This is a genomic window from Amycolatopsis sp. NPDC003865 (assembly GCF_053605345.1).
The window spans coordinates 144,900-157,423 of the sequence record NZ_JBSGJA010000002.1; the positions used below are offsets into that span (position 1 = coordinate 144,900).

13 protein-coding genes are annotated in these 12,524 nt (G+C 70.4%); 5 read left to right on the plus strand and 8 right to left on the minus strand.

Features of this window, described 5'->3' with window-relative positions:
* Positions 1-29: 29 nt before the first annotated feature.
* Positions 30-659, minus strand: a complete 630-nt coding sequence (locus ACWEVP_RS05550; protein ID WP_452061437.1) for a helix-turn-helix transcriptional regulator — start codon at positions 657-659, stop codon at positions 30-32.
* Between the two features lie 82 nt (positions 660-741).
* Entirely contained in the window at positions 742-2,382 is a 1,641-nt protein-coding gene (locus ACWEVP_RS05555) for a TM0106 family RecB-like putative nuclease (RefSeq protein ID WP_452061438.1), read from the minus strand.
* A gap of 90 nt (positions 2,383-2,472) precedes the next feature.
* Between ACWEVP_RS05555 and ACWEVP_RS05560 the strand changes: the two genes are divergently transcribed.
* Complete coding sequence (locus tag ACWEVP_RS05560; protein WP_452061439.1) at positions 2,473-2,934, plus strand: DUF6474 family protein; 462 nt, start codon at positions 2,473-2,475, stop codon at positions 2,932-2,934.
* A gap of 72 nt (positions 2,935-3,006) precedes the next feature.
* On the opposite strand, the gene ACWEVP_RS05565 is transcribed toward ACWEVP_RS05560, so the two are convergent.
* Genes ACWEVP_RS05565 through ACWEVP_RS05580 form a run of 4 tightly spaced genes read right to left on the minus strand, consistent with a single transcriptional unit; the run spans position 3,007 to position 6,548 of the window.
* A complete protein-coding gene (locus ACWEVP_RS05565; RefSeq protein ID WP_452061440.1) occupies positions 3,007-3,966 on the minus strand; it encodes a glycine betaine ABC transporter substrate-binding protein in 960 nt (319 codons plus the stop codon).
* Entirely contained in the window at positions 3,963-4,742 is a 780-nt protein-coding gene (locus tag ACWEVP_RS05570; protein ID WP_452061441.1) for an ABC transporter permease, read from the minus strand. The genes ACWEVP_RS05565 and ACWEVP_RS05570 overlap by 4 nt, the downstream gene beginning before the upstream one ends.
* Positions 4,739-5,908: an ATP-binding cassette domain-containing protein gene (locus ACWEVP_RS05575; RefSeq protein WP_452061442.1), complete on the minus strand. Its 1,170-nt coding sequence runs from the start codon at positions 5,906-5,908 to the stop codon at positions 4,739-4,741. Before ACWEVP_RS05575 ends, ACWEVP_RS05570 begins: the two co-directional genes overlap by 4 nt.
* On the minus strand, positions 5,901-6,548 hold the full coding sequence (locus ACWEVP_RS05580; RefSeq protein WP_452061443.1) for an ABC transporter permease: 648 nt from the start codon (positions 6,546-6,548) through the stop codon (positions 5,901-5,903). Before ACWEVP_RS05580 ends, ACWEVP_RS05575 begins: the two co-directional genes overlap by 8 nt.
* A 254-nt stretch (positions 6,549-6,802) precedes the next feature.
* Here ACWEVP_RS05580 and ACWEVP_RS05585 point away from each other — a divergent pair, with 254 nt between their 5' ends.
* The 4 genes from ACWEVP_RS05585 (at position 6,803) to ACWEVP_RS05600 (ending at position 9,759) form a co-directional block, all read left to right on the plus strand.
* A complete protein-coding gene (locus tag ACWEVP_RS05585; protein WP_452061444.1) occupies positions 6,803-7,348 on the plus strand; it encodes a hypothetical protein in 546 nt (181 codons plus the stop codon).
* Between the two features lie 75 nt (positions 7,349-7,423).
* The gene (locus ACWEVP_RS05590) at positions 7,424-8,182 is read left to right on the plus strand and encodes a YcnI family copper-binding membrane protein (RefSeq protein WP_452061445.1); all 759 of its coding nucleotides are present in this window, start codon (positions 7,424-7,426) and stop codon (positions 8,180-8,182) included.
* A complete protein-coding gene (locus ACWEVP_RS05595; protein ID WP_452061446.1) occupies positions 8,183-8,731 on the plus strand; it encodes a copper resistance CopC family protein in 549 nt (182 codons plus the stop codon).
* Positions 8,731-9,759, plus strand: a complete 1,029-nt coding sequence (locus ACWEVP_RS05600; protein WP_452061447.1) for a copper resistance D family protein — start codon at positions 8,731-8,733, stop codon at positions 9,757-9,759. The genes ACWEVP_RS05595 and ACWEVP_RS05600 overlap by 1 nt, the downstream gene beginning before the upstream one ends.
* Positions 9,760-9,971: 212 nt before the next feature.
* Here the strand turns inward: ACWEVP_RS05600 and ACWEVP_RS05605 are convergent, their stop codons facing one another.
* Positions 9,972-10,859 (minus strand): phosphotransferase family protein, encoded by an 888-nt coding sequence (locus ACWEVP_RS05605; RefSeq protein WP_452061448.1) that lies wholly within the window; start codon positions 10,857-10,859, stop codon positions 9,972-9,974.
* Between the two features lie 22 nt (positions 10,860-10,881).
* Entirely contained in the window at positions 10,882-12,267 is a 1,386-nt protein-coding gene (locus ACWEVP_RS05610; RefSeq protein WP_372667631.1) for a tetratricopeptide repeat protein, read from the minus strand.
* Positions 12,268-12,524 lie beyond the last annotated feature (257 nt).

Below are 12,524 nucleotides of genomic sequence, written 5' to 3' on the forward strand. Positions count from 1 at the left end.
CGGTGTGCCAGCACCTCCCGGGGTCCGTGCTATTTCTCCACGAACTCCCCGAGGTCATCGGGGAATTCGCCGGTCTCGTACCAGCGGCGCCAGGCTTCGAGACCCGGCAGGTCGCCGCTGGTCAGTTCTTCGAGGTAACCGCGCACCCAGCGCGCCTCCGCCTCCGTCATCGCGAGGTCGTATTCGACCTCGATGAGGAACACCCGCGGCAGCACCGGGCGCAGCTGCTCGAGGCTCGCGCGCTGCGCCGCGGCGCGCTCCTCGAGGTCGTGTGCTCGTTGCCGCAGCAGGCTCACCGCCTGGTCCGGGCCGAGCACGCCCATCAGCGACAGCCCGGCCTTGAACCGCGGCGGCTCGCGATCGAGCGTGCCGACGAGCTCGCGGACCCAGTCCTCCATCTCCGCGTGCCCGGCCGGCGTGATCCGGTAGACGGTCCGCTCCGGCCGCGCGCCGTCGCGCACGCTTTCGACGGCCTCCAGGAAGCCGTGCTTCTCGAGGTTGGCGACGACGGTGTAGAGCGAACCCCACTTGATCGGCAGGTCCGCGTCCTTGCCGCGCTGCTTGAGCACGGCGGCCATCTCGTACGGGTGCATGGGCCGTTCGATCACGGCGGACAGCACGGCCAGCCCGAGCAAGTTGCCGACCTTCCGCCGCTTCATCCCGACTCCTCGTCCACGAGTACTCGCAGACGAGTATGCATGAGGACGAGCCAGTCGGCAAGTGTCTTAGTCAGTGAACTACTCAGAGATCGAACATGTACGGCACTTCGGCCTGCGCCCGAGCGTCGATCCACTCACGCAGCGCGCGCGTCGCCAGGACGTCGTCCTCGTTGTAGCGCAGCAGCCGCTCGCGCTGTTCGCTGTCGGGCGTCTCGCCGTCCATGCCGACGGCGTCGCGGTACCAGCGCATCGACGCCTCGCCGCCCGCCTCCGGGTCGCGCCACGAGAAGCCGGCCACCGGGGCGATCACCTTCAGGCCCTTGCCGTGGGAGCACAGGAACTGGTCGGTGACGCTGCGGAAGAGGTCCACCCACTCGTCCGAGTCCACAAAGGACTGGATTTCCTTCTTCGTGGGGATGCCCGGGTGGTCGCCGAAGCGCTCGACCGAGCCGAAGAGCCAGCGGTTCTCCGCGAGCGCGTTGTAGCAGTAGGCGCGGAAGGTCAGCCCGGCCGCTTCGGTGCGCTCGCGGACGTCGGTGAGCCAGGCCCAGAACTCGGCGAACGAGCGGGCTTCGTCGCTCGTGGGCAGCGGATCCCACGTCGCGAAGGCGCGGTAACCCGGCGCGACACCGATGTCGGCCCCCGTGAGCAGGCAACCCCAGAGGTACGCGCCCGCGTCGCCGAAGCTCTCCATGTCGACGTCGACCTCGACGTCGGCGCGCGGCACCTCGACGCGGTCGACGCGGCGCACCAGCGTCAGGTCGGCCAGCCAGGCACGGGCGAGCACGACGGCGTCGGGGAACGTCACGCCCGTCCAGTTCACCGCCGGCGGCTCGCCCGCCGGGTCGAGCGCGGCCAGCTTGTCCACAGTGGACACTCCGGCGCGGCGCAGCTCCACCGCGTCCTCGCCGCGGACGACGAGACTGACGTCCCGGGTCTCGGTGAGCACCACCTCGCACGTCGGCCACCACGGGCAGCGGCGGCACTCCAGCACGCGCGACGGCTCGGCCAGCGGCTCCTCGCCGTTCGCGGCCGCCGTCGCGATGGCGAGCCGGTCGGCGAAGCGGACCTGGTATTCGGTGAGCGCGCTGCGCCCGCCCGGCCAGGTGCCCGCGGTGAGGTCGTGCCAGACGACGACGTCGGCGTCGAGGCCGATGACGCCGCCCAGGGTGAGGCTCTCGTCGGCTTGCCCGAGTGTCTGCAGCATGCGGCGGGTGTGCACCAGCTTGAGCTGGTCGCGCGGCTGCGACCGGACCTTCCGGCTGTCGTCGGCTTTGCGGTGCGCCGGGTCGAGGTCGGTCAGCTCGGTGACGATCGCGCCGGCGCCGCGGTCGGAGATCCGGTGGCGCACGACGAGCACCGGGACGTACCCGCGGCCGGTCCGGACGAGCAGGTCGACGCCGCCGCGGCGGTGCCCGGCCGCGTCGACCGGGAACAGCGCGCCCCAGACGTACTGCGCTTCGGCGGCGAAGGCCCGCTCGGTCAGCTCGACGCGCTCGTGGGCGGGCAGGTCGCGGTCGATCTTCACCCAGTGGCCGGGATTGGCCGCCATCAGCCTGCTGACGATGTCCTCGCGGTGGGCGGTGGCGTCGGCGATCCGCTGCTGCGCCGTGGGGTCCGGCGGGGAAAGCGGTACCTCGCGCATCGACGGGTCGTGCTCGAGGTGCACACGACGACGGCAGCGGCTGACCGCGCCCGCGTCGAGTACCACCTCACCCTGCATGGAGATCACTCTAGATTCCCACCGCCGAGCCGACATGCCCGCCACCCTGGCTACCAGTAAGTTCGACGTCGACACGTCGCAGGAGGTGCCATGGCGCGCAAGGCCAAGGTCGAGGGTGATGCCAGGTTCACCCCCAAGAAGGCGAAGAACGCGGTCGCGGTGGCGAAGGTGCTCGGACCGGCCGTGATCCCGGTGGTCGCGCCGTTCGCGGTGCGCGCGGCGGGCGCCGCGCGGGACGCGTACGACCGCTACCAGGCGCGCAAGCTGGGGGTTGCGGTCGACAAGCTGGGCGAATACACCGGCCGCGGCGCGGCGCTGCACGCCCGGATCGCGGGCCTCGCCGACGGCTGCCGCGACCTGCAGAAGTCGGAGAAGGCGTCGAAGGCGGACCAGGAGTTCGTGAAGGACTCGCTGAGCACGCTGGAGCAGCTGTCGGCATCGGTGCGCGCGGCGGAGCGGATGCCGGCGGCGCGGCGCAAGGCGGTGCACCGCGCGGTGGCCGGCGAGCTGGAGCGGCTGGAAGGCCAGCTGCTGCACCGGCTGGGGATCTGACGGCACCGGCCGGCACCGCGAAACTGTCGGTGCCGGCCGGTAGCGTAGAAAACGGGGGGGCGCCCCCGCGGGCTACTTCACGAAGCCCTTCTTGACCATCCAGTCGTGGGCCACCTTGCCCGCGTCCTGGCCGTCGACGTCGACCTGCTTGCACAGCTCGACCATCTGGTCGTTCGTGATCGCCGCGCTGACCTTCTCCAGGGGGCCGCGCAGGTCCGGGTGCGCCTTGATGAACTCGGTGCGCAGCGTCGCCACCGCGTTGTACTGGGGGAACGCCTTCTTGTCGTCCTCCAGCACCCGGAGGTTCAGGCCCGAGATGCGGCCGTCGGTCGTGAAGACCTCGCCGACCGGGCACGTTCCGCTCGCCACCGCCGAGTAGATCGTGCCGATGCCGAAGTTCTTCACCGTCGGGTTCTGGAAGCCGTACGCCTTGACCGCCGCCGGGAAGCCGTCCTGACGGCTGGTGAACTCCGTCTCCAGGCAGAACACCGCCTGGTCCGGCTGCTTCTTGATGAACGCCGCCAGGTCGGACGTCGTCTTAAGGTTGTTCTTCGCGCCGTACGCCTCGGTGACGGCGAACGCGTACTGGTCGTTCAGCGGCGAGTAGTTCAGCCACGTGACGCCGAACTTCTCCTCGTCCGCCTTGGCCGTCGCCTCGTACTGGGCCTTCTCGCCGCCCGGCACCGGGAGCTCGTTGCCCTGGTAGTTGATCCAGCCCGTGCCCGTGTACTCCCACGTGACGTCGGTCTGGCCGGACAGCAGCGCCTGGCGCGAGGAGTTGGAGCCCTTGATGTCGGACAGGTCGACGACGTCCGCGCCGGCCGCCGTCAGGGCCATCTCCGCCATGTACGCCAGGATGATGTTCTCGGTGAAGTCCTTCGACCCCACCGTCACCTTCACCCCCTGCAGCGACGGGATCGGCTGGATCGAGCCCGGCTTGATGTCGTAGGGCACCGCCTGGTTGACCGTCAGCCCGCAGGACGACAACGTCACCCCCAGCAGTGCCACGACTGCCATACGACGGAGTTTCATCGCAGCCCCTTCGGTCCGAAGTACTGTTCGGCGACCGCGCCCAGCCAGTCCACCAGCAGCGCCAGCGCGACGGCCAGCACCGAGCCGGTCACCAGCACCGAGGTCAGGTTCAGCTTGTAGCCGGTGTCGATCAGCAGCCCGAAGCCGCCGGCGTTGACGAACATGCCGAACGTCGCCGTGCCGACCGCCAGGACGAGCGACGTGCGCAGGCCGGCCAGGATCAGCGGGACGGCGAGGGGCAGCTCGACCCGCCACAGCACCGCGGCCGACGACATCCCGATGCCGCGGCCCGCGTCGATCAACGCCGGGTCGACCTGCTGGATGCCGACCATCGTGTTCCGCAGCACCGGCAGCAGCGAGTAGAACGCCAGCGGCAGCGCGGCCACCCAGATCCCGCCGGTCGCGCCGGTGATGATGAACCACAGCACCAGCACGCCCAGCGCGGGCGCGGCCTGCCCGATGTTCGCGATCGCCAGGAAGACCGGCGCCAGGAAGCGCGCCCACGGCCGCGTCACGAGCACCCCGAGCGGCACCGCGACCAGGACGACGATCGCGGTCACCACGAGCGTCATCAGCACGTGGTCCCACAACGCGGTCAGCAGCGACGACGCGTTGAGCGTCTCCTTCTCCGTCGCGGTCAGCCCGCTGGAGAACACCGAGACCAGCGTCACGGCGACGATGACCAGCACGGCGACGGGCTGGGCGAGGAGGCGGACGCGTTCCGCGCGCTTGGAGCCGGACTCGGTGCTGAAACCGGTATCGACGGCAGCCGTCATGCGGACACCTCTTCTTCACCGTTCGTGTGCTCGTCCCGAAGCTGCTGGATGGTCGCGATCACGGTGTCGAGCTGGATGGTGCCCGCGTACTCGCCGCGCGCGCCGGTCACCGGCACCGACCCGCCCTCGGCGAGCATCGCCTCGAGCGCGTCCTGCAGCGTCGACTGCAGGCTGACGATGTCCCGCAGCGGCTTGCCGACGTTGGCCAGCGACGCACCCGGAGTCAGCTCGCGGACGTGCACCCAGCGCGTCGGGCGGCGGCGCGCGTCCAGCACCAGCGCGAAGTGCTTGCGCTGGTCCTCGAGCTTCTTGCGGACCTCGGCCGCGTCGTCGGACACCGTCGCGGTGAGCGCGTCCTGCTGGAGCTCGACGTCCCGGACCCGCAGCAGCGTCAGCTGCTTCAGCGACGCGCCCGCGCCGACGAAGCCGGCGACCGTGTCGTTGGCCGGGTTGGCCAGGATCGCCTCGGGCGTGTCGTACTGCATGATCGACGACTGGTTGCCGAGCACCGCGATCTTGTCGCCGAGCTTCACGGCCTCGTCGAAGTCGTGCGTGACGAACACGATCGTCTTCTTCAGCTCGCTCTGCAGGCGCAGCAGTTCGTCCTGCAGGTTGCCGCGGGTGATCGGGTCGACCGCGCCGAACGGCTCGTCCATCAGCAGCACCGGCGGGTCCGCCGCCAGCGCCCGTGCGACGCCGACGCGCTGCTGCTGCCCACCGGACAGCTGGCGCGGGAAGCGGTCGCGGAAGTCGGCCGGGTCGAGCCCGACCAGGTCCATCATCTCCTCGACCCGGTCGTTGACCTTCTTCTTGTCCCAGCCGAGCAGGCCGGGCACGACCGCGATGTTCTGCGCCACGGTGAAGTGCGGGAACAGCCCGGCCTGCTGGATGGCGTAGCCGATCCGGCGGCGCAGGGTGTCGACGTCGAGCTTGCCGGCGTCTTCACCGCCGATGGTGATCGTTCCGGAGGTCGGCTGGACCAGGCGGTTGATCATCCGCATGGTGGTGGTCTTGCCGCAGCCGGACGGGCCGACGAAGACCACGATCTTGCCCGCGGGCACGACCATCGAGAAGTCGTCGACGGCCGCTTCGCGGGTCCCGGGGTACCGCTTGGTGACGTGCTCCAGCTCGATCTCGACGCCGGAGACTTCCTCGTTCTCAGCCACGGACACCCCTAGAAATGGTGAAGCGCTTGATCAGGACGTAGACGCCGTCGAGCAGCAGGGCGAGGATGACCACCCCGACCGTGCCGGTGACGGCTTGGTTCAGGGAGTTCGTGCTCCCCGCGTTCGTGAGCCCGGAGAAGACCTCGGCGCCGAAGCCGGGGCCCTTCGCGTAGGCGGCGATCACCGCGATGCCCATCAGCATCTGCGTGGCCACGCGCATGCCGGTGAGGATCGCGGGCCACGCCAGCCGCAGCTCGACCCGGGTCAGCACGCCGAAGCGGCTCATCCCGATGCCGCGCGCGGCGTCGACGACGGCCGGGTCGACGCCGTCGAGCCCGACGATGGTGTTCCGGACGATCGGCAGCAGGCCGTAGAGCACCAGCGCGATCACGGCCGTCGTCGGACCGAGCCCGGAAAGCGGGATCAGCAGGCCCAGGAGGGCGAACGACGGGACCGTCAAGATCGTGCTCGCCAGCGCCGTGGCCACCGCCGAACCGATCGGGCTGCGGTACACCGCGATCCCGATCAGCACGCCGAGGACCGCCGCGAGGATCGTGCACTGCACCACCATGCTGGTGTGCAGGTAAGCCTCCAGCCAGAGCTTGCTCGCCCGGTCGGAGATGTAGTCGAAGAGGTTCATCCGTGTCTGCTCTCCCGCCCTTTGGCCCCGGCTCTCACCCGAACGGGCTAGTTCCTGACCGACGGCTCAGTACCCAGCTCATGGCCGGTCCAAACCCCCGTTTCGGCCCACCGGTTCCGCCCACCTTGGCCTTCACCGGCGTGATCGGCAACAAATGACCTGAACCAGGGCGTGACGTGAAACGTGAACTTCATGTGTGCTCACCTCACGGGATCACACGCTCACGCGGGGAAAGGTCCCTTAGGCTGCTCCTCATGAGCGTTCCGGCACGGCGTCCCGCCGTGCTCGGTGCTACCCGGGGTGTGTCGCTGGCCGTGTCCGCCGCGGCGCTGTCCGTGACCGCGCACCGTCTCGCCGACGGCGGCTTGCCCGATCCGGCGATGACCGCGCTGCTCACCGGCCTCTTCGGCTGGACCGCGACCGCGCTGGCCCGCAAGGCGCGCGGGCCGGTCGCCACCATCACGCTGCTCGGCGCCGCCCAGCTCGTGATGCACCTGCTGCTCACCACGCTCGCCGGTCACCACGACATGTACGCGATGCCCGGCAGCACCGGGCTCGGCATGGTGGCCGCGCACGCGATCGCCACCCTGGTCACCGCGCTCCTGCTCGCCCGCGCGGACGCGACGCTGCTCACGGTGCTGGCCGTGCTGCGCGCGATCCTGCCGCGGCTGCTCACCCCGCTGCCGGTGCCGGCCGCGGCCCCCGCGCTCGTCCCCGCCCGCACCGCGGCGCCGGGGCACCTCGTCGGCGTCGACCTGCGCCGGATCCGCGGGCGGCGCGGCCCGCCTGTCCACTCCTGAAACCCAGCTCCATCCCCTTCACAGCCCGGTCCCCGAACCGAGCTGCCCCTTCTTGAGTTCATCAGGAGTGAACCCATGTCCCAGCACGTCTTCCAGCGCGCCGGTTTCCTCGCCGCCACCGTCGGTGTCGCCGGTCTCCTCGGCGCGGGCGTCGCCTCCGCGCACGTCACCGCCAACGTCTACGGCCCGCAGCCGACGAAGGGCGGGTACGCGGCGATCGTGTTCCGCGTGCCGAGCGAGGAGAAGGACCCCGTCACCACCACCAAGGTCACCGTCGACTTCAAGGCGGACTACGGCATCGGCTCGGTGCGGACCAAGCCGGTCCCCGGCTGGACCGCCGAGGTGACCAAGTCGAAGCTGCCGACGCCGGTGACCAAGGACAACGGCACGCAGATCACCGAAGCCGTCACCGCGGTGACGTGGACCGCGCAGGCGGGCAGCGAGCTCAAGGCCACCGACTACCAGGAGTTCTCGGTCTCCTTCGGGCCGCTGCCGACCAACGTGGACCAGGTCGAGTTCCCGGCGCACCAGACCTACAGCGACGGCAAGGTCGTCGACTGGAACCAGCCGACCCCGGCGGGCGGTGAGGAACCGGAGCACCCGGCCCCGGCCGTGAAGCTGGCCGCCAAGTCCGAGGGCGACGAGCACGGGATGGCCGCGAACACCGCGTCCACCACCGGGGAGCACACTGAAGCCGCGGCCGCGACGTCCGACAACACCGCTCGCTGGCTCGGCGGCGCCGGCCTGCTCGTCGGCGCCATCGGCCTCGGTGTCGGGGCCGGCGCGACCATCCGGGCCCGCAAGGCCACGGCCAAGTCGGGAGGCAACAGCTAGATGCGGAAGGCGCTCGTCGCGCTGGCGTTGACGGTGGTGGCCGTGCTCGGCACGGCCACCCCGGCGCTGGCGCACAACGTGCTGATCTCCTCGGACCCGGCGAACGGCTCGTCCGTCGGCGCCGGCCCGCAGAAGATCAGCCTGACGTTCGACCAGTACGTGCAGGGTGCGGACGTCAACCAGATCGCGGTGACCGGGCCCGGCGGCGGCCAGTGGGCCGAGGGCCCGATCACCGTGGTGAACAACGTCGTCAGCGCGCCGCTGCGGCCGCTCGGCCCGGCCGGCAAGTACACCGTCGGCTATCGGGTGCTGTCCGCCGACGGCCACCCGGTGACCGGTGAGCTCTCCTTCACCCTGACCGCGGCGGGCACCGGCACGCCGGCGACCGTCGACGCGGCGAAGTCGCCGGGCAGCTCGTCGCAGGCGGCTCCGCAGTCCGGCTCGACCGGGGTGCCGATCTGGGTCTGGATCGCCGGCGCCGTCGTGCTGCTGGCCATCGGGCTGACGGTCGCCCTGCGGTCCGGCCGGTCGGTGGAAGAGAAGAACTGATGACCCAGGCCGAGACCACCGCGAAACCCCGCTATTCGACGCTGCTCTGCGTCGTGACGGCGGGCCTGCTCGGCGCCCTGATCGGCGTCGCGCTCATGTCCACCACCCCGGTCCCCGGAGTCGTGGAGCCGAGCGCGGTGGTCTCGGCCGGCATCCCGGTCGTGCGGGTCCTGCTCGACCTCGCCGCGGTCACGACCATCGGCCTGGCGCTGCTGTCGGTGCTCGTCGGCTACGACCGGCCGAAGCTGACCGAGCCGATCATGCGGCTGGCGCGCCCCGCCGGTGTCGCGGCCGCGCTCGTCTGGGCCACGGCCGCCGTCGTCGCGCTCATCCTGCAGACCGCGGAGTACAAGCCGGGCTCGTCGACGCTGTCCGCCGGGGACATCGGCGGCTACATCGCGAACGTCGGCGCGGGCAAGGCGCTCGTCATCGTCGCCGTGCTCGCGCTCGTGCACGCCGGGATCGGCGCGCTGGCGCTGCGCTTCGGCGAGAAGGTGCCCGCCGAGGTCCGCGTCGGGCTCGGCCTGTTCGCGCTGCTGCCGCTGCCGGTCACCGGGCACGCGTCGAACTGGAACTACCACGACTACACGATGATCTCGATGGAGCTGCACGTCATGAGCGCGGTCGCCTGGACGGGCGGTCTCGGCGCGATGACCGTGCTCCTCGTCGCGAACCGGACGCTGCTGGCGCACGCGCTGCCCCGGTTCTCGAAGCTGGCGACGCTCTGCCTGATCCTCTCCGCGGCGACCGGGCTGTTCAACGGCCTCGTCGAGATCTCGCTCAACCCGACCATCGGCTTCTGGGCGGCGATCTTCACCACGCCGTACGGGCAGCTGTTCGTCCTCAAGTTCCTGTGCACCGGTGTCATCGCGCTGCTCGGCGCGTACACCCGGTTCCGGCTGATGCCGCAGATCGTCCGCCACAACCGGACGGCGCTCGCCGCGTGGGCGACGCTCGAGCTGACCGTGATGGGTCTGGCGTTTGGTTTCGCGGTGGTGCTGACGCGAGCGCCGGTCGTCGCTTCCTGAAAGCCCTTCCTCGCAGGTAGATCACGGTGTCAGGTCACGCCGAGTAGCTGCAACTTGCGCATTGGGCTGAGGGGTAGACCATTGGGGGCGACCCGTCGGACCGAACTTTCTACCCTGAGAAGAGCCCATTTCGGAAGCGACGAACGGTCATCTGCAGTCGGCGAATGCACGTGCAGTTTGTGGTCCCGGTCACATGATGTGACAGACCCGGCTCAGCGGTAACGCGTCCAGCGTGCGTCCGTCCGGCCGCTGCGGAGGTCGTCCAGACGGCGGAACAGCTCGGGCCGCACCTGGGGCCGGCTGCGCAGGATGGGCAGCACGCTCGTCGTCAGCTTCAGCTCGCGCACGGCCCGGAGCACGGCGAACCCGGACCACGACGTCACGTCGAAGCCGTACGCCGCGGCGAACGTCCGGTAGTGCACCGGCGGGTCGCCGAACCGTTCGCGGCCGACCGCCAGCGGCGTCAGGTCCCACTCCGGCGGGCCGACGCACGACGAATCGAAGTCGCAGAGCACCGGCCCGTCCGGCCCCGGGATGACGTTGCCCGGGTACGCGTCGCCGTGGACCAGGCCCCTGGGCAGCGGGAACTCCAGCTTGGCCAGCGCTTCTTCGAGCTCGGCGCAACGGTCGAGCAGGAACGCGCGGTCGGCGTCACCCAGCTCTTCGGCGTCGGACACGCGGGCGCGCACCGCGGCGAACGGCGCCCACTCGGCGAGCCCGTCGGGCGCCGGGAGCGCGTGCACCTGGCGCAGCAGCCGGGCCAGGTCGGTCGACGTCGCCGGCCGGCCGATGCTCGGCACCTGGTGCCACACGGTCACGAGGTGCCCGTCGACGGCCATCGGCTGCTCGACGGTGTCGAGCAGCCGGATCGCGGGGACGTCGTGGCGTTCAAAGTGCCGGGCCACCCGGACCACCGTGCCGACGCGGTGCCGCAGCTGGGTCGAGCCGACGATCCGGATCACGAACGGCGCCGTGACCAGTGCGTACACGGCGTTGTTGGTGAACCGCAGCAGCCGCGCGCCCGCCGGGTCGAGACCCAGCCGCGCGCAGGTCGCCGCCAGTACGCCACGCAGCTTGCCGGAGGTGAACCGGCCGTCCAAGACGATGCCGGCCCCTTCGGCGTCAGGCTGCGTAGAAAGCGTTGAGGCGGTCGGCGAGGTCACGGGCGTCGGCGTTGTTGCGGCGTCGCTCGGCCTCGTCCTGCAGGGGCCGCATGCGGTCCTTGACCCGCTCGGACTTGATGCCCTCGGCGCAGTCGATGGCCTTGCCGCCGACCTTGGCGCCGTGGTCGAGGTCGCCGTCGAGCAGGTGGTTGGTGGCCAGCGCGCTGAGCATGAACGTCTTGGAGCGGGCCATTTCGTCGTCATAGGACTCGACGGCCCTGGTCAGCGCCGGGATGGCGTACTTCGTGTGCTCGGCGTTCTGCTGCGCGAGGACCGTGTGGACGGTGCCGACCATGGCGTAGACGTCGGTCTCGGTGAAGAACTTCACCCACGACTCGGCCTCGGCCAGGTTGGCGCGCTCGAACTCGTCCTTGCTCCGGCCGAGCAGCTTCACGGCCTGCTCTTCGTTGCCCATCATCGCGTAGGCCCAGGCCTCGTTCGCGCAGAGCACGGAGACCGCCAGCTCGGAGCCGGATTCCTGGGCGGCGATCTGGCCCAGCTGGAACAGCTTCAACGCGTCGTTCGGGGCGTCCTGGTGCAGGTAGACGCGGCCCATGCGGTAGAGCACGTTCGCCACCAGCGGGTGGTTCTCGCCCTGCTTGGCCAGGTCCAGCGCGTTCGCGAAGTGGCCGCGCGCGGAGTCCATCAGCCCGGTGTCGAAGGACGTCCAGCCGGCCAGCGAGTGCAGGTCGGCGAGCGCCACGTACAGGCGGTTCTTGACGATGTCGGTGCCGTGCGCCTCGAGCATCTGCTGTCCCCAGGACAGCTGCGCCACGACGGCGTCGCGGCAGAACCCACCGCCGTACTGGTAGTCCAGGGCGCGCAGGGCGCGCGTCGCGGCCTCCACCTGGCGCACGTCGGTCATGCCGATGCGCCCGGGCGCCGGCGTCCTCGCCGGTCCGGCCGACCAGGTGCCCGATTCCGGACCGAACACCGCCGCACCCATCGTGACCTGGGCGGCGTGCGCGAGGAACCTCCGTCGCTTCACGGACTCGTCCTCCTCAGCCTGCTGGCCGTCGGCGGAGCCGACGACGCGTATCGCCGTGGCCTCGTCGTAGGCGAGGCCCATGTATCCACGTGGGACACCCAGGCCGTCGGCGATCCGCGTGAGCACGTCGTAGGCCATGACCTGGCGACCCTTGAGGATCTCCGACACCTCGGACTGGGACTGGCCGGTCATCGCGGCGATCTGGCGCTGCGAGACACCGTGCTTGCGCAAGAGGCGGTAGACGGCGCTGATCTCGCGGGACGCGAGAGCCGCTCTCATCTCCGGCTGCTCCCACGCGTCAGCGGGAACCGCGTGGCTCTGCCGGGCTTCGGCACTGCCACCGTTACTGGCGTCCATCGCGCCCCCTCCAACTGTCCGGTCGGGCGTCTGTGAAACAGCGTAGGCAAACCTGCGGAACCGTGTGAACAGCCGAACTGGTGCCCTGATCGGTCCGGGCGAAGTCCGTTGACCGCTTACCGTGGAACCTGGTCCGGTCACCGCTATGACGCCATTTCGACCTTCTATCGCACCCGGTTTCACCTCACTGTAGTTGTCAGATCTCCGTCACCGTCCGGACACCGGCAGCGATCACGGAGAGCTACGAAAACCGCAGG